The organism is Glutamicibacter sp. MOO4 (assembly GCF_056934395.1).
On the sequence record NZ_CM167800.1, the window covers coordinates 1784765 to 1805191 of the forward strand.

A 20427-nucleotide genomic window follows, 5' to 3' on the forward strand; every position below is an offset into this window, starting at 1 on the left:
CTTGTCTATGGCGTCTGAGAACTGCTCAGACCCACAATCTTCTGCGTGCTTCAGCGCCTGTCTCAGCCCTTCGGGAAGTCAGCCTTTACGAGTTCTTCCGAGATCTTCCAAATGCGCTTCGCATCCTCTGTGTTGCGAAGACGAGAGTACATTCGCTGCTCGGCGGGCGCGCCTCCAAGATGTCCGGGACCGCTAGGTCCATAGAGCGCAGCGGACTTCGCCTCAGGCGCGGTGGCGGCCATCAGTGCGGGCAGCTTCGCGCTCTCAACGGTTCCCAAGATGATGCCCCATTCGGACAGTGAGCGGATGATTCTCCGGCCGGGGGTGTCTTTAGATCGTCCTAGTTCGGGACGCGCTGCGAGCAGGTTCATCGGGGCGACACCGGGGTGAGAGAGGTTGCTACTGATCCCCCAATTCCCTGCCTGACTGCGTCGGTCTAGCTCTAGGCTAAAGAGTCCCAGCGCAATCTTCGATTGGCTGTAGGCCTTCATGTCTTGGTAGTTCTGTTCCCAGTTCAGGTCTTCCCAATTGATAGCTCCTTGGTTCGCCGCGATGCTCACTTGAGAGGTCACCCGTGCCTGGCCAGCTTTGAGGACGGGCAATAGGTGAGCCACGAGGGCGAAATGGCCTAGGTAGTTGGCACCAAGTTGAAGTTCGAATCCGTCAGCGGTCTCTTGGCGATTTGGTGGTGTCATCACTCCGGCATTGTTGATGAGGATGTGGATCGGCTGCCCCTCCTCGCGCAGGGTCTGTCCCAGAGATTCGACAGAGTTAAGTGAGGAAAGGTCGAGATCACGCAGGGAGATCTCCGCGGCTAGGACCACCTGCTTGATCTTGTCCAACGCCTTCTCACCCTTGAGTCTGTTACGCACGGGCATGATGACCTCGGCTCCAGCCGCGGCCAGTCGAGTCGCCAGTCCCAGTCCGATCCCATCGCTGGCTCCGGTAACGACCGCGGGCTTGCCGGAAAGGTCGGGCACCTGAATGTCGATGTTTTTGCGTGGCATGAATTCACTCCTGATTGTTGTGTGGCTATTTCCATCCTCCTAGAAGACCGCCAAGTTATTCAGGGCCTCTGAATCCCCCGATAACGAGGCCCAGGATTTGACCGGGCAGGCACCGAAAGGTGGATCAGCAAGTCGTGGATACGCAATAGCACGCGTGGTACAAAGAAAGAACACAATCGAGGGAGACGTATGACAACCGACAGGACCGGGTTGGCTCAGTTTCTGCGCAGCCGCCGGGAGTCGTTGCAACCGGAAGACGTCGGCCTTCCCCTCGGTCAACGTCGCCGAACAAGTGGGTTGCGACGCGAGGAAGTGGCGCTGATCTGCCATATGTCCACTGATTACTACTCGCGGCTCGAACGTGAGCGTGGACCGCAACCGTCCGAGCAAATGATTGCCTCCATCGCGCAAGGACTTCATCTCTCACTTGACGAACGCGATCATCTGTTGCGGCTCGCCGGACACAATCCACCGGTTCGTGGTGCTGCTAGCGACCACATCAGTCCAGGGCTATTGCGCATCTTCGATCGTTTGAATGACACTCCCGCGGAGATTGTCACGGAGCTCGGTGAAACCCTGCGGCAGACCGAACTCGGGGTTGCGCTCACCGGTGATCTGACCTCTTATAGTGGCCCTGCCCGCAGCATCATTTACCGCTGGTTTACCGACCCTGCAACACGACAGCTTTACGCGCCCGAAGATCAGAGCTTCCTCACCCGAATGTTTACCTCGGGACTGCGCGAGTTGGCCACGCTGCGAGGCCCTGGGTCCCGGGCAGCTCACCTGGCAGAGTTGCTGCTGAGCGAAAATGAAGAGTTCCGCAGTACGTGGGTCCGGCATGAGGTGGGCATTCGTCCTCAAGAAGTAAAACACTTCATCCACCCTGAACTGGGTGCCTTGGAGCTAAGCTGCCAAGTCCTACTGGATCCGACACAATCTCATACGCTGCTTGTCTATACCGCCAGCCCCGGAAGCCAGAGCTATGAGAAGCTGCAATTTTTGTCCGCCATCGGCACACAAACAATTCGCTAGGAGAAACGGCTAACGTCCATAAGGCAGGCCCGCGTTCCCACTGCCTACTTCACTGGAGCCAGCCGGTCCCCCATCATCCTTTGTTGCCAGCCGTAATAGGCCAGGACTGCTGGGCCTTAAAGTGGAACCACACTACGTTGCTGCGAATACTAACCTTCAGCGATCACCACGCGCGACCGCATAGGTCGACCTCGCCGACAGGCCACGAACTGAGCGGTGCTTCGATGGGTAAGATCAGCAATGGTTGCCCCGAATCCAACCCTCCGACATCTTTGAGATACTCGCTGTTGAAGAACCGTCGAAGCTCACACAGATCTTTGTCGGTGAACTCGTTGTGGGCGAGAACCTCGACCTAACAATGCTTCAGTAGTTATTGGTCCATGGATCAACCAGTTCGATGCCAGTATGCGCAAAGTCCTTCACGTTGCTCGTAGCGCAGGTCGCTCCATGTGCCAGACAGATCGCGGCGATCTGCGCGTCCGCCCCGATACGGTGCGAGCGCTGCGTCGATGCGCAAAGTCAGCTCTTCTCTTCGTCGGCCGTCCGGCAATCGTCGTACCCCGGCCAACAGCTCCGCGAGCGTGACGGATGTGATGGCGACATCGCCGGTCAAGGACATAAGCCAGTCCACCACCCGTGGTTCCGGCGACGGTCGGAAAATCTCTGAAATGACGTTTGTGTCGAGTACGATCACCCGAAGTCCACCGCCCGCGCGACGTCGTCGCGCACTGGTATCGGCAGGTCTTCGATACCGCCCACACCCTGAGCTGCTGAAAGCAGGGCAATTCCAATGTGCGGTCTCCGCATGGCCATCGTCAGGATGGCACGAACCTCCGCTTCCAATGACCTGCCGTGTTTCTTTGCCTGTGCAGCGAGCTGCTGTTTCACGCCGTCATCGAGACCGCGAACAATGATGGATGCCATTGGCGACCACCTCCTCGGACACCAATCAGGATAGCCCCGAGCGCGCAGCACTGCCAGTGGTGATCACTCCCCACGCAACAACACCGTTGCATGCTCTTCATGAGGCGATCAGGGCGATGATCAGGTACAGACTTTGCGTTGCCGGACTACGCGTCGAAACCAGACACCTAGGCAACGGCCACCGACATAGCCCAGATTCGGATGGGCGACTCCACGCTCCCAGAAACGTGCGGCACCGATGGGCCTTACTTACTACCTCTACTCGCAATGACAGTCTGTGCCGATTTCTGATCAGACCGCCCGCGCTTCAAAAATCATCACGCCTTGACTGCCATCAAACGGGGTCCGATCCCAATCGCCCCAAATTGCGGCGGTCTCAAAGCCAGCATCTGCTAGCTGCTCCGTCAGCAACTGAGAATCGCGGAAGGTCAATAGCACGCTTTCCTCGACCAACTCATTTTCCGATTCGAACCTACTAAAAGATCGGAGCTGTACCTGTCCCTCATCAAGCTCTGCCGTCTCGCTCCACTCGGTAAGCGGCCCATACATCGTGTCCCGAGTCGTCGGCTCTTCTGCCGCCCATTTTTCCCATGCCCGCGTGGATGGATTACGAGACTCGAAGGCCAGCATGCAACCTTCCGAGGCCAACTTTCGCAGATCTTTCAGCGTGCGGTCCCAGTAGGGGTCCGGGATGTGCTGTGCCACGTTTCCCGTCATCACCATCAGGTCGAATGAACCTTCGCTCAGGGAACTGGAGTCCCCTTCAATCCACGTGACGTCGTTGGCACCCGGACGTTGACGCGCGTACGAGATCATCGCCGGAGACGGGTCAACTCCAACAACTTCCTGTGCGTGGTTCGCTAACGTGACAGTGAGGATTCCGGTACCGCATCCGAGGTCCAGGATGCGCTGCTTCTCGTGAGGCGAAGCCAGCGACCGGTAGTAATCGTGGTCCGGTCCATCCGGGTTGTCGCCGTCGTAGAGGGTGACCATCCGTGAATCGTAATCAGTGAACATATGCTCAGTTCTCTTGTAGACAATCGGCCATGAACTCAAACTGTCGGGGCCAAGACTAATACTTTGAATCATGGCATCGACCCCTCATCTTTCCAAGAACTTGTCCCCTGCGCAGATGATCGCGTTGCAAGATGATCTGTTGGCGAGCGCCGACCGGTTACGCACTTCTGCGCTATCAATGATTGAGCGCGGACTGGTACCTGTGGCTCGTCTCTTCGCGACCTCCAGCGTAGACAAAACCCGTAAGGCGATTGTTATGCACCAGCGCCGGGATGAGATGTCGCGTGAACCCGAGGGCGCCCCGTTTGTAAACAACGAGCTACGAGAGCTTTGGGACCAACGTGAGCTAACGCCGTCGGTTGTCTATGACTTCTTGATGTTTGATGACTACGGGTTCGAAACGACGCCCGCCGACTCCGATGAAACACGGCGGGTCATGGAAACCATTAACAACTGGCGTAGCGGCCGCCAATCAATCCATCAGCGGGACGTCTACGTTGCTGAACCCGATGAAGTTGTGGCCATACATTTGTTGCTTGATCGTGTTCATCAGATCGGCTGGCAATTGCGTATGGGAGAACATATTGAGGCCCAACGCCTAGAGCGGGCTGCACAAGATATTCCCCCAGCTACGGAAGAAGAGATTGAAGAAGCGCGATGGGGTTACCGCAATATCGATCCGGAAATCGCCGAAGGCATCATCAACTCTAAGCGTCGGGGCACCAAAGGCAAGAAGTTCAATAATCCCGCTTATGCCTTCACGCTGGCGGAGGATCCTTTCGAGAACATGCACAAACCTGGCTACGAAGCACAGGATCGAAAACTCTCAGCGCTAAGCCGTCGGATCAAGGATGAAAAGGCTGCAGAGGTTCGAAGGAAAGAGGATGAGTAGTACAAACACAATCTTTGATGACGTTCCCTGATCCCTTTGCCATGGAGAAATCCGAGAACAAATCGCAGCGGCCTTCACAGCATTTGGCTTCAATACGGCTGAGCTTAATAAGGCTAAACTTCTCGCAGGAATTACCTGGAGCTACGAGACAGTTGCCTAAGCTCTTCAACCAGATCTTCGAATGGAATCCGCGGCTCGTCGCGCGCCTCTGCCACTGCACGAACATCAGCTTGGTCCTCCAACGCCTGCATTGCACGGTCGAAAAATTCGGGTGACACGAGGACAGCACGACCTGCACGACGGGAGATGATTTCGACAGGCTCATGCTGCGTAGCGGCGATGTAGTCGCTCGACTGGCTACGGAACTGAGAAGGAGTCGCTGAAATCATGCATCTATCGTACGACTTATCCTCAAGAGACGGACCGCAGATAAAGCGCTCAGCTTGATCTTCATCTCAGCGCGCCCGTATGAAGCCCCAGATTAACTAAATCTCTTACCGCGCGACCGATGTGGAACGAATGCTTTTTATGACATCTTCGAAGCAATAAGCGCCTCGAAATCAAACATTCCCGGCGCACCATTGCTTTCTCCAGCGATGAGAGTCGATCTTAGCGTCGCCAGATGCCTTTCTTGATCCTCCAATAGACAGAGCCCAGCACGGACGACCACACTGACTGACCCGTACTTTCCGCTCTCAACTTCACGGGAAATAAAGTCTGCGAAATGATCGCTCAGGCTGATCGATGTGTTCTGAGCCATACATCCAATAACACTAAGGATCGGTAATACGGGACAGGACATCGCCGGGAACGTTCCGTCGATGGTACGCACGCACCTACAGATAGAAAATCAGCCCGCGCCTTTCGGCAACGGGCTGATCATGATGCTAGTAATTTTATCACTGCACAAGATGCACGATTAGTCGCCGGCAGCAACGACAGGAGCTGTTCTAAGGCTTTGACGTTGAGACAGACTCCCCCGATTCTCAGCATGGAGTCGCCTGTGGGTGGGCGACATGCGCTGTACCGACTAACGATCACCTAAAACTCGACGTTTGAGTGAGTATCAACAGTGAACAGTTGGCCAGGATAGCGCAGACCGGAGAAGTACATGTTTGTGTGCGCCACGATCTGCTCGCCGGCCACTGCGACGCCATCCCACGCTGAATCTTCGGTGGTATGCGCGTCACTCACAAGAGTGACGTCAAAACCCTCGATTGCCGCGCGCTGCGTTGTTGTACGAATGCAGTAATCCGATTGTGCACCAGCCACCACGAGTCGTGTAACTCCAAGCCGTTCGAGTGTCTCCTTGAGATCTGTTTCTGCAAACGAGTCACGATATTGCTTGCACACAACAGCCTCGTCGTCGCGCCATGCCAGTGGGGAGACTAGATCCCAATCGGCGGTCCCGACCCCCACAGGATCATGCATTACCCATAAGACTGGGACCGACTCGGCACGAGCTCGCGCCACGAGTGTCGCAGTGCGTTGAACAACACCATCTGCATCGAAGCAACCTGGCACGACGCCCTGCTGCATGTCCATTATTACCAGAGCTGTTCGTCGTAATGCCGTGCTCATCCGACCTCCAACGGTGTGATCGCAGAGATCTGCTCCCCAGCAGCATCCTTCGCACGGTTCAACTCATAGTGGTTCTTCGGTTCGATCTTGTCAGTGATAGTCACTGATCTGCCTTTCCTCAAGACAACTCAATGGTGATTACATACCCGGTGAGCTCCGGACTGATCTGTTCGCCAAAGACTGTGAGATCCGGCCCAGCTTCCTCAGGTTCCGCAGCCTCATCTGGAAGCACCAAAACTGGAACGAGGCGACTAGTTCCTCTCATTTTCTGCCCCTCGGCCTGACCGGGTGCAGTGTTTCCGAAGCTAGCAAATGATCCGTCACCCATAGGTTGCATCCGCGGGGACGGTGTGGCCCGAGGTGTCACTACCCACTTAGCGTCTGCAATAACGGCATCCAATGCAACTATCCGTCCACGTTGAACAACGCTCTCGTCGTCATGGTGGCTCTCGACTCCGGTCAGCGGCGCCGGCAGTTCATTGGCAAGTTCGGTACGCATGGATTTTGCGGAGTCTGAGTCGTACTGCACTTCCAGCTCGGCCTCATCGCCGACTCGAAGCGGGCCGCCGCAGCACTCCCATTCCCATGCACTGGTGTAGTAACGCTCAACCATTAGGTCACCCGCACCCTTTCATCACCCATCACATACTCAAGTGAGAGTTCGCCGCCAACAGCTTCAAGGTAGTTCCGGATGGTGCCGACCCTCGCGCTTTCGATGTCACCATGCTCAATCTTTGAAACTTGGCGCTGACCGACACCGATACGTTCAGCAAGCTGCGCCTGAGTAAGTCCGGCCTGCTCGCGCAACTCGCGCAGGCGGTACGCGCGGACCTCCGCGAGCATCCGCCCCTTGTGCGCATTGATACGCGCTCGGCTAGCGGCATCCGCCGGACGCTTGGTGCGTACTCTTCATAGGTCAAGGCCATCTGGGTCATGCTCCGTTCATGTTGCTCACATAGCTGTCGAATAGATCCGCTCGCCCCATTACGAAGGTCTTGGAGCTTTCAATGTCGAGATGTTGAAAGCAGATCGAGAAGCGAACTTCCATGCTGGGGGCCATCATCTAGAGAGACAATCCACCCTTCGATCAATGACGCATCGATGCTCAACATGCCATCATCTTAAAACTTGGATGGTCTGCATTCAAGGGATAGTTACAGCTGTGCCCACAGAAACCAACGTCTGGCTGTAACGACCCCTCAGGACCAGAGTGGGCTGTTTTCCCGCCATCCCTCGGGGACGCCAATGTGAGTGATCGGGACTAGTTGAACCACCGGAAAGCTCGCCATAACGGCCGGTAGAAGTCTACTGCGACCAGTTTCCAACTGGTCAGACAGGAACTGTATCAACGTGAGTTGCCCGAACGTGCGACTCCAGTCTGTGGGAACGGCATCGAGGTTAGGGTGGCGACCGGCTTTAGGTAGCTTAGGCGTAATCGTGTGGACGCGGTTGAACAGACGTCCGTGATGGCCACATGTATTTCGCACGAGATTAAGCGACTTGAGCCAGCTCGTCAGTTGAGGCGCGCTAAGTCCGCATGAATTGGCAACAACGTCTTGGACGCCGCGAGGGGCGAAGCCATATAGGTACGTCAGGCTCCCCCAGTCCAGCAGGTCAGTTGCAACCCATACCGGCAGCTTCCCGCCATACTTCTTGTGGTGGTGCTCCACAAAATCCTCACGCGACCTATTCAGCTCGTCCTCATAACGCTTCACCCATTTTGCATACCCGCTACCATTGCGCGCTGTGGGGCCAAGCAGTGAGGATTGCAAATGAGCGCAGGGATCAATGCGCCCGAGCTCATGCCCGAGTAGCGCACGGATGGCCAGCTCTACCGGTGCCAGCGCTGCAAAAGCGGCGGCACGAAGGCGCGCATCGAACTCATACAAGGCGACAACGTCGCTGAAGCGCGTACCGGCGTAAAAGTCATCGTGGCGGCCATCGCGAGTCTGTCTTCTGAACGGATACCAGTAGCCGCTCAACCGGTAGTAGTTTACTCGCCGAAGCGTCGCGACGGCGGACTCTTGGTCTCCCATATCCATGCCGCGATCAGCAAGGATCTCCACTTGCTGGGTATACGACTTGTACATCTTGACGTCTTCGATGACGAACACCGCCTGATAAAAATGAGGACCGGCCCTGGACCTACGGAAGTAGGCGGAACCGGTCTTAGTGGTTTCTATCTTACGCATGTGCTCTGCCACGTGCAACGCGCGGGGCCCTCCCCGCCCGCAAGCAATCGCCCGACAGCGGGGACTCGCACTTCACCAGCTTTATCACGGCAATGTAAGCGATCCGGGCCTTAGTTATCAAGATGAACAACGATTTCTATCTCACCGCGCGTGAGTAGAACTCTGAAGATACCAGCCAAATGGAACCCGGCATCGTTCGTCTTGTTTCGCCTTAGACTCTCGCGGTGCACAGAAGGAGCTAGCCGCATCGAAATATGAGTCCTTCTCGTCGGGCGGACTATCGAAGGGGAGTCCCCCCAGACTGTGCGTCCCTTGTTCAAACCAACTGTCCAGCTGGAGCCAGCGGGCCCCACGGTTTCTTGCGGCCGGAAATAGGAACGCCCAGGATGCTTGAAGCATCCCGGGCGCCCTCAAAGCAGTACAGCGGAATTCGACGTTGAAGGGGAACTTCACCGCATTCCCGCACAGAACAACCGCTGCAGGCAGAATCCGATTCAAACCAGTCGCGAACGTAATTCGCCCTGGCCCGATGAGATACGAAAGGCAGGATTGCATCATCGCTACTAAGGCTTTGCCGCCGCCCGCTTCTTCTCCCGTGGCGGTTCATACAAGGTCCCCAAACCAGCAGCCGCCAAAGCGATAGCGAACAGTCCGACGATTATCGCAACAACTATGAGAACCCAGAAGAACCCGGGTTTCTCCGCAATAGCGACAGCGCCAGAGACGAGTCCGTAAACCGATCCCCCGCCCACGAGCGCGACGAAGACAAGTGCTGCGACGTTGCCACCATTTAGCTTGCGAGTCAGACGATGCGTCTCACGGTCTCTGAGCACACGCGTCTCACTTGTAAGAAGTGCATCTAGGTGAGCAGCCGCTTCAGCGTTTCCCTCTAGGTTTTGCCGAATTTCCGCATGCGTCGCGATTCGCTTCGCAAGTTGACCGCTGATCTCACCTCGTAGCAACGGGGCAATAACGACGGTCAAAACTGCAACCGAGATCGCGCTCCATAACTGGATCACTAGAACTCCTGATGCTAAAGCGAAACGCGACTACACGTTGAAACGGAACTCGACCACGTCGCCGTCCTTCATGATGTATTCCTTGCCTTCGATGCGCGCCTTACCGGCAGCCTTCGCATTAGCAATGGAACCAACCTCAACAAGGTCTTCAAAGCCGACAACCTCAGCCTTGATGAAGCCGCGCTGGAAGTCGGTGTGGATCACACCGGCTGCTTCCGGTGCGGTGGCACCCTTGGAGATGGTCCAGGCACGAGTTTCCTTCGGGCCAGCGGTCAGGTAGGTCTGCAGACCCAAGGTGTCAAAACCGACGCGGGCCAGCTTGCCCAGTCCGGACTCGACGATGCCTGCATCTTCCATCATCTCTGCCGCTTCGTCTTCTTCCAGCTCGGCGAGCTCGGATTCGAACTGTGCGTCAAGGAAGATTGCTTCGGCCGGTGCAACGAGCTCGGAGAGCTTCGCCTGCATCTCGGTGTCGGCCAGACCAGCCTCATCGGTGTTGAACACGTAGATGAATGGCTTGGTGGTCATCAGCTGCATTGGCGCGAGCTCTTCTAAGTCAACACCCTTGGTCTTCGCGGCGGCGAAGAGCGTGATGCCTTCTTCGAGGATCTTCTGCGCATTGAGCACCGCGTCCAGGAAGGACTTCTCGATCTTCTTGGTGCGCAGCTCCTTTTCCAGACGCGGAAGCTGATTTTCGATGGTCTGCATGTCGGCGAGGATCAGCTCGGTGGCGATCGTCTCGATATCCGAGGCAGGGTCCACCTTGCCGTTGACGTGAATCACGTCGTCGTTGACGAACGCGCGAGTCACCTGGCAGATCGCGTCGGCTTCACGGATGGTAGCCAGGAACTTATTGCCCAGCCCTTCACCTTCCGAAGCACCCTTAACGATGCCGGCGATGTCCACGAAGGACACGGTCGCTGGAAGGATGCGCTCGGAATCGAAGATTCCGGCGAGCACCTTCAGACGCGCGTCAGGCAGTGGGACGACGCCCACGTTAGGTTCGATAGTCGCGAACGGGTAGTTGGCTGCCAGCACCTGGGCGTTGGTCAGCGCGTTGAACATGGTGGACTTGCCGACGTTGGGCAGTCCGACGATTCCGATAGTAAGAGCCACGGGAGAAAATTCTACCTTTTGCTAGTGATGAGCGCGCAATGATCTACTGGCGCGTGAATTCTTTAGTTGGACTGCGGACGGGAACCACGACCGCCAAGGGCGCGTTCCTCGTCTCCGGCTTCCTTGAGCTTGCCGCGAATTTCCTTAGGCAGCGAGAAGATAATGTCCTCTTCCGCGGTGGTTACCTCGGCGACGTCGTTGAAGCCGTACTCGGCCAGCAAGGCCACCACTTCGCGCACCAGCACCTCAGGCACCGAGGCGCCGGAGGTCACGCCGACGGTGGAGACGCCTTCAAACCAGGACTCGTCTACTTCATTGGCGAAGTCCACACGGTAGGAAGCCTTGGCGCCGTGATCTAGTGCCACCTCAACCAGTCGCACCGAGTTGGAGGAGTTCGCGGAGCCGACAACGATCACCAAATCGGACTGTGGGGCGATGTTCTTGATCGCAGCCTGACGGTTGGTGGTGGCGTAGCAGATGTCATCGCTGGGTGGATCTTGCAGGTTGGGGAAACGCACGCGTAGTCGGCGCACGATCTCCATGGTTTCATCCACACTCAGCGTGGTCTGCGAGAGCCAGATGAGCTTGTCCGGGTCCTTGACCTGTACGGTGTCAGCTTCTTCGGGGTTGTTCACGATGGTGGTGACTTCCGGTGCTTCACCGTAAGTACCTTCAACTTCTTCGTGGCCTTCGTGACCGATCAGCAGGATCTCGTAATCGTTTTTGGCAAAGCGCACGGCTTCGCGGTGCACCTTGGTGACCAGCGGGCAGGTGGCATCGATGGTCTGCAAGTTGCGGTCGGCCGCGGACTGAACCACTGCCGGGGAGACACCGTGGGCGGAGAAAACCACCAGTGCGCCTTCTGGAACTTCTTCGTTTTCTTCCACGAAGATCGCTCCGCGGGACTCCAGTTCGGAGACCACGTGCAGGTTGTGCACGATCTGCTTGCGCACGTAGACCGGTGGGCCGTAGTGCTCCAAAGCCTTTTCAACGGCCACCACGGCACGGTCCACACCGGCGCAGTAACCACGCGGTGCTGCGAGCAAAACCTTGCGTTCGTTCACCTGTGGAGAGGCAGCTGCAATCTCGGCTGGAGAGCGACGTACGCGCGGAATCCGTGGGACTGGCAGCGATACCGGAATGGAAGTGGAAGTAGCCATACCTCTAGTCTACGAACTGGATGCAAGTTAGCCCATGCTCATATGATGCGCGCCACCCTTTGCACCCTGTGAGTTCCACCTCCACTCATCAGAAAACCAGCTAACAAGGCAGCGAACTTGGGAACTTCACCGGGGTGCGAACTACCGCTCCTGTTCCGTCACTGCCCTTGTATGTCCGGCAGACACCGATGCCACGATTGGCCAGTTTGGCTTTGATCTGACGTAGCGAATCGGGTGAGAAGCCGTACCACTGCATGTGCATGAGCACGGTATCCCCCTTGGCTGCAGCCGCAGCACGGGCGATGGTGATGGACTTGGATTTCACCTTCCAGTCTTCGGTATCCCGAGTCCAGGTCCATGGGGCCATGCCGCGGCTGTTGTAACCACAACGAACCGAACCGTCGATTGCCCCATAGGGTGGGCGCCCGAAGTTGGTGTGGACACCGGTGCCACCAAGTTGCGCCCCGACCTTCTGACAGCTCAGTGGGCGCAGATCCGGGTGGCTGATCGAATGGTTGATCACCCATTGGCCTTTGGCGCGGGCCAGGCTGGCCAGATCCACCCCGTAGCGTGATTTGTAGGAAGCTAGGCAGTCCCCGATCGGTGCGATGACCAAACCGATGTTGGCGCTGGCGGCATAGTTGATGGTGTCCTTATATGCGCTCAGGGTGCTCGGGCAGTCATCAAAGGTCAGCACCACTCGTGAGGTCCGGTTTGGCCCGCTGCTCATTGGTGCTGACGGTGGCTTGGGATAGGTGGTGACGTAGGTTCCGCTGACCCAGCCGGTGGATCCGCCGTAGCTGACCTTGTACCAGCCGTTGGAGGCTTTGGCGTAGGCAGAGACCGTGGTCCCGGTGGGAATAGTTTTCAGAATTCGGTAGCTGGTGGATGCACCGCTTCGCATATTGAGGCTGTCTAGCGTTCGTACCGAAGCGGCGACAACATAACTGTTGCTCACGTATCCACTCTTGCCGTCGTAGCTGACTTTGTACCAGCCGTTTGACTCGCGCCCCACCACGGCAACCGAGGTGCCTTTAGGGATTGTTTTCAGCACCGAATAGGCAGTGGACGACCCGGTGCGCATGTTCAGGTTGTCGGTGGTTCGTACCCGTGCGGGCCAGTCGATGGACAGTTCGGTTGCCACAGCAACGGTTGATACTGCCGGCACGGACAGTGACCCCGCGCCAAGGGCTGAGGCCGAGAGTGGAACCGAGCCGACCAGCAATCCTGCCGATAATGCCGTTGCTCCTATACTCCGCCGGAAGTGATGATTCTTTGATTCCCCATGCATGACGCTGTGCCTTTCGCGAATGATTCTCCAATGCTCAAGAGTGTGCGCTTGGTGTAAGCGCGAGGCAACACAAAAACGAAGGCTTAATCCAATTGTTCGAAAAGCAATTCCAAGACTGCTAGTCACGATGAACCACAGCTAAACTTCACCCATTGTGATACCAATGCTCCATCTAGATTGGAGCACCGAAAGGCTCAGTAATCCCTAGAACCGTCGGTGCCATACGGTAGTCTCACTTGTGCAACAGCGATTGTGAGAGCTGGTGCCATACATCGATTTTTCAAGGAGCGGCCTGGATGGAGCCCCAATCACCAGCAAGCCTGCCGGCTACTGCTGGGCAGACCACCGCGGATAACCCGTGGCCGCTGCGCCTGCTCTCAGAGAAGCTGAAAATCCACATTGAGAACTCCCCCGTGGTGTGGGTGGAGGGACAACTGTTGGAAGCCAATGTGCGCAATGGCCATGCCTACCTCACCCTGCGTGACGTGGATTCGGATTTCTCGTTCTCGGTGACGATTTGGTCCTCCACCATGCGCAAGCTCGACGCCACCCCTGAGGTAGGTTCTCGGGTAGTGGCGCAGGTGAAGCCAAGCTTCTATGCGAAGACCGGTCGCCTTTCTTTGAATGCGACAGATCTTCGCCCGGTGGGCTTGGGCGAACTATTGGTGCGACTCGAAAGATTGCGCCAAGCTTTGGGCGCTGAAGGTCTCTTTGCCCCTGAGCACAAACTGCCACTGCCAGTTCTTCCTGGGCGTATTGGTTTGATCACGGGACGTGATTCAGATGCTGAAAAGGACGTTCTGCGCAACGCCACACTGCGCTGGCCATCCGCCCAATTCCGGGTGATCAATACGGCAGTTCAGGGTGTGGACGCTGCCAACCAAGTGACCGCTGCGCTCAAGGAACTTGATGCTGATCCGCAGATTGATGTCATCGTCATTGCCCGCGGTGGCGGCGCCTTAGAAGACCTGCTGCCGTTCTCCAACGAAGAGTTGATTCGTGCAGTATTCGCTGCCGCGACTCCGGTCGTCTCGGCCATTGGCCACGAGGCAGACCGGCCAATCCTTGACGATGTCGCGGATGTGCGTGCCTCAACTCCCACGGATGCGGCCAAGCGTATTGTTCCGGATCTTAATGAAGAATTCGCCGGACTGCAGTTGGCGCGTAATCGTCTTGAGCGCTCAATCAACAACTTGCTGGAACGCGAAGCACAACTTCTCGCCTCCGTACGTCAGCGTCCGGTGCTTGCCAACCCGCAGGTAATGGTGACTTCACGAGCCGAAGATCTAGAGCGTTGGAAGCAACGCTCTACGGACCTGCTGCACTACCGCGTGCAACGAGCCCGGGATGAGATCAACCATTTGAAATCTCAGGTACGCGCACTGTCTCCTCAGCAGACCTTGGACCGAGGCTACTCGGTCACGCAACTTGCTGACGGCAGTATCGTGCGTGAAGCCGCAGATGCCCCGGTTGATTCTGAGCTCTTCATCCGGTTGGCCTCAGGGCAGCTCACCGCGCAGACCAAACAATCAATTCCCGCCGGCGATGCCGCGAACTAACTCGAAGAATTCTGGAGCCATCATGACTACACCAATCCCTGAGGACATCAAGAACCTCTCCTACGAGCAAGCTCGCGAAGAACTGCTGACCGTGGTCAGCCAATTGGAAACCGGCGGCGTCGCGCTGGAAGCTTCGCTCGCGCTGTGGGAGCGCGGCGAAGCCCTCGCAGCACACTGCGAAAATTGGCTCAACGGTGTCTCGCAACGTCTTGAGCAAGCACGCAGCCGAGTAGAAGACACTAACGACTAAGACCCGTTACTTAGTCTCAGCCAGACGCTTCTTTTCGGCCGAGACATCAAAGTCAGCTTCCGGCCACTGCGGATCAATGTCACGCAGCGAAGCTAAGAGTAGCTCAGCTACACAGAGCCGAGCCCGCCACTTCTGATCTGCCGGAATTACGTACCACGGTGCATCTTCGGTGGCGGTACGTTCAATGGCGATCTCATAAGCCTGCTGATACTCAGCAAAAAGCAAACGATCATCTACATCGCCTGGCGAGTACTTCCAGTGCTTATCTGGACGGTCTAAGCGCTCGCGCAGTCGCGCGTACTGTTCGTCGGCACTGATATGCAGCATCACCTTGAATAGGTGGATGCCACGCTCACCTAGCTTGCGTTCAAAGGTGGGGATACGACGGTAGCGGCCCTGAATCTGTCGTCCGGTGCTCAGTTTCTGCACCTTGTGGATCAGCACATCCTCGTAGTGTGAGCGGTCAAAAACGCCGATGTGTCCCGGCTTGGGTAGCTGCTTCTCAACGCGCCAGAGGAAGTCGTGTTCTTTCTCTTCATCAGTTGGCGTCTTAAATGCGTGGTGGTCTACGCCCTGAGGATCAAACAGACCCATCACGTGGCGCACGATTCCACCCTTGCCGGAGGTATCCATTCCTTGAAGCACCAGAAGCAGTGAATCGTTGATCACTCCGTGGGATGCGGAAGCAAATAAGCGTTCTTGAAGTTCAGCGAGTTCAAGGGCAATCTCAGCTAATCGCTTGGCTGCTTGCGCCTTAGTTTGAGGAGCTTTCTTAGGCCACCATTTAGGTTCTCCGGTGGCGCGCTCGGCCAAGTCAACCGGGCCTACTACGCGCAATGAAGCTAGCAGATTCTGCGGATATTTGCTCATGACCCCAGCATAACGCGCAGTTCAGCTTCTCGGTGGGATGAATTTAGCAGCGCTGACAAATAGATGTTACGACGCAAAAACACCTTCACCGAACCAGGTTGATGGTTCGGTGAAGGTGTAAGAGCTCAGTGCTTAGCGATCAGAGACTAGGCTCGCGCGCGCCAGTCTTCGAGGAACTGTCCAATACGTCCTACAGCGTCGGTCAGGTCTCGCACGTTAGGCAGGGTCACCAGACGGAAGTGATCCGGACGGACCCAGTTGAAGGCGGTGCCCTGCGTGATCAGAATCTTCTGAGCCTTGAGCAGCTCAAGGGCAAAAACTTCATCATCATGCATTGGGTACACTTCTGGATCCAGCTTGGGGAACATGTACAGCGAACCCTTGGCCTTTTGAACACTCACACCCGGAATTGCGGTCAGCAGGTTGTAGGCTGCATCGCGCTGTTCCAGCAGACGCCCTCCGGGCAGGATCAAGTCATCAATGGACTGATAGCCACCCAGTGCAGTCTGGATTGCGTGTTGCCCGGGCACGTTAGCGCACAGACGCATGTTGGTCAGCAGATTAATGCCTTCAACGTAGTCCTTGGCCTGATGCTTAGGACCGGAGATGGCCATCCAGCCAGAGCGGAAACCGCACACACGGTACGCCTTGGACAGACCCGAGAAGGTCAAGATCAGCACGTCATCAGCCAGCGCAGCAGTGTTGATGTGCACGGCGTCATCGTAAAGGATCTTTTCGTAGATCTCGTCCGAGAACACAATCAAGTTGTGTTTACGGGCCAGCTCCAAGATTCCCTCTAGGGTTTCCTTCGGGTAGACGGCACCGGTGGGGTTGTTCGGGTTGATGATCACGATGCCCTTGGTGCGATCGGTGATCTTAGCTTCCATGTCCTCTAGGTCAGGAAGCCAGCCCTCCTCTTCGGTATTCAGGTAGTGCACCGGGGTGCCACCAGCCAGGGAAACCGAAGCGGTCCACAGTGGGTAGTCCGGAGCAGGAATCAGGATCTCGTCGCCATTGTTTAATAGCGCGTTGAGCGAGAGCGTGATCAGCTCGGAGACACCGTTACCCAGGTAGATGTCATCCACACCAATGGTCTGGATGCCGCGGGTCTGGTAGTACTGCGAAACGGCAGTACGTGCCGAGAGGATGCCACGAGAGTCTGAATAACCTTGGGCGTTTGGCAAGTTGCGAATCATGTCGACAAGCACCGCGTCAGGCGCTTCAAAGCCGAACGGCGCGGGATTGCCGATGTTCAGCTTCAGGATGCGGTGTCCCTCGGACTCCATTCGCTGGGCATGCTCTAGTAGCGGCCCACGGATGTCGTACAGGACGTTGTGCAGTTTCGTCGATTGCTTGAATTCTGCCATGATTACACTTTCTCATGTCAGGTGTGTGAAACACACCTTGTTACTCGACCGCCGTCGGAAGCGGCCGAAATCCTAAAGGGTCGAATACCAAGAGCAGTGTGAGCCTGCTACTCGATAATCCATTCCCAGCGGGTCGCCGCTTCCTTGGGCGCCATCGCCCCAGGTTCGTTGACCATTCGGTTCAGGTCCACCAGGGTCTGCTGTGAGACTTCTGCGGTTACCTTGTTCAGTTCGTCTTGCGCTTTGTCATCCACGTTGGCGCCAGCAAGCAACAGGTAGGGCTCTGCGTTAAACAACTTGGCGCTATCTGAAATGCTCTTAAAACCTTCATCAGAAATGATGGCGTTGCCGGCACTGACCGCGACCGCTCGATCCACCGAGGCGCGCAACTGAGTATCGATGTCCGAGGAGTCAACGACAGAGATCTTAGGCGCCTGGCACCCCTCGGTCTTCAGTGCTGCGGCAAGGTTGCTCGTATCCGATGCATCGGTGATCACGGTGAGCTTGCTGCAGGCTTTAGCCAGCGAGGACAGCGAATCAACCTCATGGGTGTCCGCTTCTGCCTCACTCATGACTAATTCTTTGCCCGCGTCTGCCGGGCTCATATCTAGTGCTGTGATCTGATGATCAGCATCGTTGATTTCTGAGCGCAGCTTCTTCAAATCGTCAACAGACAGAACGCCGTCGTCGCCAGTGACGCCAGCAGAATCTTTAGATAGGAAGAGCGCAGTTGTGGCTTGGTCTATCGCCACATCAGCTTGGCCGTCTTGAACCTGTTTAAAGGGATCATCGCCGGACTTGTTGATCTGAGCGGTATAACCCTTAGCTTCCAGAGCGTTTTTGTAAACCTCTGCCAGTGCTTGCTCAACTGGCCGATCACCGCGAGCAATCTTCAAGGTCACGTTCTTGCTGGACTCGTTGGTGGAAGTCTGCTCATTGGCAGTGCACGCGGCAAGTGGCAATAGCAGGGCTAGGCAGAGGACACCGAGACGAGAGGATTTTCGCAAGTTCATATCCCTATAGATTCTATGGCAGAGACTTTTAGATCAGCGGTTACTTACCAGTTGCGGTCAGTCGCAAGATGCTTTCTACACGCTCAATGCAATTCAACTTCTGAATTTCTTCGCGGGTAAACCAAGCAGCCTGACTGGTGGAACCGTTAACTTCATGGCGGAGCTCTCCACCGGTGAGTTTGGCTTTATAGACCACTGCAACAGTTTGCATTGGGTAACCTTCACCGGAGTAACGCTTTGCCCCTGGAATGACACCCGTGGTCACATCCAGCAATTCCAGCTCCCCTACCGCGTAGCCGGTCTCTTCATAAACTTCGCGCTTGGCACCTTCGATAATTGGTTCGCCTAGATCAATGCCTCCACCGGGCAGTGACCAGCGGGGTGTAAATTTTGGATCTCGGTGGCGCATGTCCCAGAGTGTCAGCAGTATCTTTCCTTCGTTTTCCACCAAGCAGTATGCTGCCAGTCTGGTATCGAAGGATTCACCGGTGTGCTCAGAACGACGTGTCATATCCCCAATATATCGGTTTGTTCAGCGATTATTTGCCCTACCGCTCAGGGCATAAGGCAGTTTATTTGCCAAATATCCCACTGAAGCCGTGAGGATGTGATGAAATATTCTTATGGCCCCGCACTCAGAGCATTCTTCAAACGTCGATCTAGATGAAATTGATCGAATCATCATCGACGAACTGGTCGCTAACGCACGTATCTCCAACGCCACGTTAGCCCAGCGCGCAGGCATCGCGCCGTCGACTGCGCTTCTGCGCACCCGTTCGTTAGTGGAACGTGGAATCCTCACCGGTTATCACGCCGAAGTGGCACTCGGGACCGTAGGCCGAACCGTTCAGGCATTGATCTCGGTCAAACTACGTGCCCATGACCGCGAGAAAATCGATACCTTTGTGGAGCGGATCCCCCGCCTTCCAGAAGTTCTCTCCATGTTCCACGTTTCCGGTGGCACCGACTATCTCCTACACATCGCTGTAGGTTCCACGGACGCATTGCGCGACTGGGTGCTAGATAACTTGGCAACCGATGAATCCGTTGGGCACACCGAGACCACTTTGGTCTTTGCGCATCACCGTGGCAACCAGGGTCCGCTGCCTTCAGAAGACATGATGCACTAGTTAAGACCAGCTCAAAAACGTATTAAAAAAGCTGTGATCCTCACCGATATTCGGTGAGGACCACAGCTTGTTTTTTGCTCAAAAGTATTATGCGCGGCGGCGCTGCATCACTGCGTCTAAGTTCAGACGAGGCTTGGTGCTGGAAACCGAAAGGTCAGAGGCTGGCAAGGTGCCGGTCACTGGAGCAACGGTTTCCGCTGCTGGAGCTTCAGGCTCCTTTGGTGCAGCTTCCTTAGTAGTCTCAGCACGCTTGGTAGCTACCGAAGTAACTGCTGCACGGTCTTCTGCTGAAACCTCGGTAGCCAAACGCTTGGCATCTTCCGAAGCCTTGAGGCTGATCTGCTTGCTTGGTCGCAATGGCTGTTCGGCAGGAAGCGGAGCCTTCTGGGTACGAACCGCAGGTGCTTCATTAGCGGTCTTCGCAGCCTGAGCGATACGCTCGCTTGCTTCAACATAAGTTGGCTTTGGCACGCGGGTTGGAACCCAAGTATCTGGCTGCTTCACTCCACCGTGACCGTGAGCTACACGCAAAGCTTCGGCGCGAAGTTCATCAGCGGTGATGGCCGGAGCACGTCGTGCTGAGCCCGGACGAGCGTCAAAGACTTCTTCACCATCGTGCTTGCGTGCGATGACCTTGTTGGCAGCATCTTCAAAGGCCGGAGTCTGCAGTGCCTTCTGGCGAGTTGCCTCAAGATGATCAAGCAGCTTGCGGTTGCGGTCGCGGACAGCGAGCATTCGCAAAGTGGCGAAGGAAGCAACTGCGAGCAGCGCGAAAATTCCTACAGTGCCAAAGGAGAGGGCAGTGAACGGAGCCAAGATGGCTCCAAGAACTGTCGCCAAAATTGCCAAGACACCGATCAGTGCAACGGACAACCGGCCATAGCGCACACGTATCTTGAGTTGGGACGCAGCATCTTTCTGCGAAGCGCTCTGGGACGTGCCAGCCATGTGGGTCCTCCATCACCGATTGAGTCGGTCAAATCTCATAGAGTCGAATATGACTCTTT

The 20427-nt window shown here is 56.2% G+C and carries 24 protein-coding genes; 5 read left to right on the forward strand and 19 right to left on the reverse strand.

The genetic code is table 11. The features are described from left to right. Positions 1 to 62: 62 nt before the first annotated feature. Entirely contained in the window at positions 63 to 1007 is a 945-nt protein-coding gene (locus AC1Z3F_RS08300; RefSeq protein ID WP_483565515.1) for an SDR family oxidoreductase, read from the reverse strand. 189 nt (positions 1008 to 1196) lie between these two features. Between AC1Z3F_RS08300 and AC1Z3F_RS08305 the strand changes: the two genes are divergently transcribed. Continuing rightward, positions 1197 to 2039 (forward strand): helix-turn-helix transcriptional regulator, encoded by an 843-nt coding sequence (locus tag AC1Z3F_RS08305; protein ID WP_483565516.1) that lies wholly within the window; start codon positions 1197 to 1199, stop codon positions 2037 to 2039. A gap of 385 nt (positions 2040 to 2424) precedes the next feature. On the opposite strand, the gene AC1Z3F_RS08310 is transcribed toward AC1Z3F_RS08305, so the two are convergent. The 3 genes from AC1Z3F_RS08310 to AC1Z3F_RS08320 all read right to left on the reverse strand — a co-directional run bounded on the left by AC1Z3F_RS08310 (position 2425) and on the right by AC1Z3F_RS08320 (position 3980). Next, entirely contained in the window at positions 2425 to 2733 is a 309-nt protein-coding gene (locus AC1Z3F_RS08310; protein WP_444613842.1) for a PIN domain-containing protein, read from the reverse strand. Then, the gene (locus AC1Z3F_RS08315; protein WP_444613843.1) at positions 2730 to 2963 is read right to left on the reverse strand and encodes a FitA-like ribbon-helix-helix domain-containing protein; all 234 of its coding nucleotides are present in this window, start codon (positions 2961 to 2963) and stop codon (positions 2730 to 2732) included. Before AC1Z3F_RS08315 ends, AC1Z3F_RS08310 begins: the two co-directional genes overlap by 4 nt. Before the next feature lie 291 nt (positions 2964 to 3254). Beyond that, positions 3255 to 3980, reverse strand: a complete 726-nt coding sequence (locus AC1Z3F_RS08320) for a class I SAM-dependent methyltransferase (RefSeq protein ID WP_483565517.1) — start codon at positions 3978 to 3980, stop codon at positions 3255 to 3257. 70 nt (positions 3981 to 4050) lie between these two features. Here AC1Z3F_RS08320 and AC1Z3F_RS08325 point away from each other — a divergent pair, with 70 nt between their 5' ends. Next, positions 4051 to 4872, forward strand: coding sequence for a hypothetical protein (locus AC1Z3F_RS08325; RefSeq protein WP_483565518.1), 822 nt, complete (start codon positions 4051 to 4053; stop codon positions 4870 to 4872). A 131-nt stretch (positions 4873 to 5003) separates the two neighbouring features. Here the strand turns inward: AC1Z3F_RS08325 and AC1Z3F_RS08330 are convergent, their stop codons facing one another. The 10 genes from AC1Z3F_RS08330 to AC1Z3F_RS08375 all read right to left on the reverse strand — a co-directional run bounded on the left by AC1Z3F_RS08330 (position 5004) and on the right by AC1Z3F_RS08375 (position 13231). Continuing rightward, the gene (locus tag AC1Z3F_RS08330) at positions 5004 to 5261 is read right to left on the reverse strand and encodes a prevent-host-death family protein (protein WP_444613846.1); all 258 of its coding nucleotides are present in this window, start codon (positions 5259 to 5261) and stop codon (positions 5004 to 5006) included. Between the two features lie 137 nt (positions 5262 to 5398). Next, complete coding sequence (locus AC1Z3F_RS08335) at positions 5399 to 5632, reverse strand: type II toxin-antitoxin system ParD family antitoxin (protein WP_483565519.1); 234 nt, start codon at positions 5630 to 5632, stop codon at positions 5399 to 5401. A 281-nt stretch (positions 5633 to 5913) separates the two neighbouring features. Continuing rightward, positions 5914 to 6453 (reverse strand): isochorismatase family protein, encoded by a 540-nt coding sequence (locus tag AC1Z3F_RS08340; protein ID WP_483565520.1) that lies wholly within the window; start codon positions 6451 to 6453, stop codon positions 5914 to 5916. Between the two features lie 118 nt (positions 6454 to 6571). Next, on the reverse strand, positions 6572 to 7066 hold the full coding sequence (locus AC1Z3F_RS08345) for a DUF6578 domain-containing protein (RefSeq protein WP_483565521.1): 495 nt from the start codon (positions 7064 to 7066) through the stop codon (positions 6572 to 6574). After that, positions 7066 to 7296 carry a helix-turn-helix domain-containing protein gene (locus AC1Z3F_RS08350; protein WP_483565522.1) on the reverse strand — a complete coding sequence of 77 codons (231 nt, stop codon included), beginning with the start codon at positions 7294 to 7296 and terminating at the stop codon, positions 7066 to 7068. The genes AC1Z3F_RS08345 and AC1Z3F_RS08350 overlap by 1 nt, the downstream gene beginning before the upstream one ends. 356 nt (positions 7297 to 7652) lie before the next feature. Beyond that, positions 7653 to 8645, reverse strand: coding sequence for an Abi family protein (locus AC1Z3F_RS08355; protein WP_483565523.1), 993 nt, complete (start codon positions 8643 to 8645; stop codon positions 7653 to 7655). Positions 8646 to 9208: 563 nt separating this feature from the next. Beyond that, positions 9209 to 9664: a hypothetical protein gene (locus AC1Z3F_RS08360; protein WP_483565524.1), complete on the reverse strand. Its 456-nt coding sequence runs from the start codon at positions 9662 to 9664 to the stop codon at positions 9209 to 9211. Between the two features lie 30 nt (positions 9665 to 9694). Further along, entirely contained in the window at positions 9695 to 10780 is a 1086-nt protein-coding gene (gene ychF / locus AC1Z3F_RS08365; protein ID WP_483565525.1) for a redox-regulated ATPase YchF, read from the reverse strand. A gap of 62 nt (positions 10781 to 10842) precedes the next feature. Beyond that, positions 10843 to 11940 carry a 4-hydroxy-3-methylbut-2-enyl diphosphate reductase gene (locus tag AC1Z3F_RS08370; RefSeq protein ID WP_131088692.1) on the reverse strand — a complete coding sequence of 366 codons (1098 nt, stop codon included), beginning with the start codon at positions 11938 to 11940 and terminating at the stop codon, positions 10843 to 10845. Between the two features lie 100 nt (positions 11941 to 12040). Further along, positions 12041 to 13231, reverse strand: a complete 1191-nt coding sequence (locus tag AC1Z3F_RS08375; protein ID WP_131088693.1) for an SH3 domain-containing protein — start codon at positions 13229 to 13231, stop codon at positions 12041 to 12043. Positions 13232 to 13527: 296 nt separating this feature from the next. Here AC1Z3F_RS08375 and xseA point away from each other — a divergent pair, with 296 nt between their 5' ends. Together xseA and AC1Z3F_RS08385 are read left to right on the forward strand one after the other, a co-directional pair. Further along, positions 13528 to 14790 carry an exodeoxyribonuclease VII large subunit gene (gene xseA, locus AC1Z3F_RS08380; RefSeq protein WP_131088694.1) on the forward strand — a complete coding sequence of 421 codons (1263 nt, stop codon included), beginning with the start codon at positions 13528 to 13530 and terminating at the stop codon, positions 14788 to 14790. Between the two features lie 22 nt (positions 14791 to 14812). After that, positions 14813 to 15040, forward strand: a complete 228-nt coding sequence (locus AC1Z3F_RS08385) for an exodeoxyribonuclease VII small subunit (protein ID WP_131088695.1) — start codon at positions 14813 to 14815, stop codon at positions 15038 to 15040. Between the two features lie 6 nt (positions 15041 to 15046). Here AC1Z3F_RS08385 and AC1Z3F_RS08390 read toward each other — a convergent pair whose 3' ends face one another. From AC1Z3F_RS08390 to AC1Z3F_RS08405, 4 genes are all read right to left on the reverse strand, one after another. Continuing rightward, positions 15047 to 15910: a PPK2 family polyphosphate kinase gene (locus AC1Z3F_RS08390; RefSeq protein WP_131088696.1), complete on the reverse strand. Its 864-nt coding sequence runs from the start codon at positions 15908 to 15910 to the stop codon at positions 15047 to 15049. A 146-nt stretch (positions 15911 to 16056) separates the two neighbouring features. After that, positions 16057 to 17277 (reverse strand): pyridoxal phosphate-dependent aminotransferase, encoded by a 1221-nt coding sequence (locus tag AC1Z3F_RS08395; RefSeq protein WP_131088697.1) that lies wholly within the window; start codon positions 17275 to 17277, stop codon positions 16057 to 16059. 107 nt (positions 17278 to 17384) lie between these two features. Further along, positions 17385 to 18290 carry a glycine betaine ABC transporter substrate-binding protein gene (locus tag AC1Z3F_RS08400; RefSeq protein ID WP_131088698.1) on the reverse strand — a complete coding sequence of 302 codons (906 nt, stop codon included), beginning with the start codon at positions 18288 to 18290 and terminating at the stop codon, positions 17385 to 17387. Between the two features lie 40 nt (positions 18291 to 18330). After that, on the reverse strand, positions 18331 to 18801 hold the full coding sequence (locus tag AC1Z3F_RS08405) for an NUDIX hydrolase (protein ID WP_131088699.1): 471 nt from the start codon (positions 18799 to 18801) through the stop codon (positions 18331 to 18333). Between the two features lie 112 nt (positions 18802 to 18913). Here AC1Z3F_RS08405 and AC1Z3F_RS08410 point away from each other — a divergent pair, with 112 nt between their 5' ends. Continuing rightward, a complete protein-coding gene (locus AC1Z3F_RS08410; RefSeq protein ID WP_262199664.1) occupies positions 18914 to 19420 on the forward strand; it encodes an Lrp/AsnC family transcriptional regulator in 507 nt (168 codons plus the stop codon). Positions 19421 to 19507: 87 nt separating this feature from the next. Here AC1Z3F_RS08410 and AC1Z3F_RS08415 read toward each other — a convergent pair whose 3' ends face one another. Next, positions 19508 to 20368: a hypothetical protein gene (locus tag AC1Z3F_RS08415; protein ID WP_483565526.1), complete on the reverse strand. Its 861-nt coding sequence runs from the start codon at positions 20366 to 20368 to the stop codon at positions 19508 to 19510. Positions 20369 to 20427: the final 59 nt, after the last annotated feature.

Coding starts and splice junctions, on each gene's coding strand:
- AC1Z3F_RS08300 (WP_483565515.1), bottom strand. CDS start 1,007: ATGCCACGCAAAAACATCGACATTCAGGTGCCCGACCTTTCCGGCAAG.
- AC1Z3F_RS08305 (WP_483565516.1), top strand. CDS start 1,197: ATGACAACCGACAGGACCGGGTTGGCTCAGTTTCTGCGCAGCCGCCGG.
- AC1Z3F_RS08315 (WP_444613843.1), bottom strand. CDS start 2,963: ATGGCATCCATCATTGTTCGCGGTCTCGATGACGGCGTGAAACAGCAG.
- AC1Z3F_RS08320 (WP_483565517.1), bottom strand. CDS start 3,980: ATGTTCACTGATTACGATTCACGGATGGTCACCCTCTACGACGGCGAC.
- AC1Z3F_RS08325 (WP_483565518.1), top strand. CDS start 4,051: ATGGCATCGACCCCTCATCTTTCCAAGAACTTGTCCCCTGCGCAGATG.
- AC1Z3F_RS08330 (WP_444613846.1), bottom strand. CDS start 5,261: ATGATTTCAGCGACTCCTTCTCAGTTCCGTAGCCAGTCGAGCGACTAC.
- AC1Z3F_RS08335 (WP_483565519.1), bottom strand. CDS start 5,632: ATGGCTCAGAACACATCGATCAGCCTGAGCGATCATTTCGCAGACTTT.
- AC1Z3F_RS08340 (WP_483565520.1), bottom strand. CDS start 6,453: ATGAGCACGGCATTACGACGAACAGCTCTGGTAATAATGGACATGCAG.
- AC1Z3F_RS08345 (WP_483565521.1), bottom strand. CDS start 7,066: ATGGTTGAGCGTTACTACACCAGTGCATGGGAATGGGAGTGCTGCGGC.
- AC1Z3F_RS08350 (WP_483565522.1), bottom strand. CDS start 7,296: ATGCTCGCGGAGGTCCGCGCGTACCGCCTGCGCGAGTTGCGCGAGCAG.
- AC1Z3F_RS08355 (WP_483565523.1), bottom strand. CDS start 8,645: ATGCGTAAGATAGAAACCACTAAGACCGGTTCCGCCTACTTCCGTAGG.
- AC1Z3F_RS08370 (WP_131088692.1), bottom strand. CDS start 11,940: ATGGCTACTTCCACTTCCATTCCGGTATCGCTGCCAGTCCCACGGATT.
- AC1Z3F_RS08375 (WP_131088693.1), bottom strand. CDS start 13,231: ATGCATGGGGAATCAAAGAATCATCACTTCCGGCGGAGTATAGGAGCA.
- xseA (WP_131088694.1), top strand. CDS start 13,528: ATGGAGCCCCAATCACCAGCAAGCCTGCCGGCTACTGCTGGGCAGACC.
- AC1Z3F_RS08385 (WP_131088695.1), top strand. CDS start 14,813: ATGACTACACCAATCCCTGAGGACATCAAGAACCTCTCCTACGAGCAA.
- AC1Z3F_RS08390 (WP_131088696.1), bottom strand. CDS start 15,910: ATGAGCAAATATCCGCAGAATCTGCTAGCTTCATTGCGCGTAGTAGGC.
- AC1Z3F_RS08395 (WP_131088697.1), bottom strand. CDS start 17,277: ATGGCAGAATTCAAGCAATCGACGAAACTGCACAACGTCCTGTACGAC.
- AC1Z3F_RS08400 (WP_131088698.1), bottom strand. CDS start 18,290: ATGAACTTGCGAAAATCCTCTCGTCTCGGTGTCCTCTGCCTAGCCCTG.
- AC1Z3F_RS08405 (WP_131088699.1), bottom strand. CDS start 18,801: ATGACACGTCGTTCTGAGCACACCGGTGAATCCTTCGATACCAGACTG.
- AC1Z3F_RS08410 (WP_262199664.1), top strand. CDS start 18,914: ATGGCCCCGCACTCAGAGCATTCTTCAAACGTCGATCTAGATGAAATT.
- AC1Z3F_RS08415 (WP_483565526.1), bottom strand. CDS start 20,368: ATGGCTGGCACGTCCCAGAGCGCTTCGCAGAAAGATGCTGCGTCCCAA.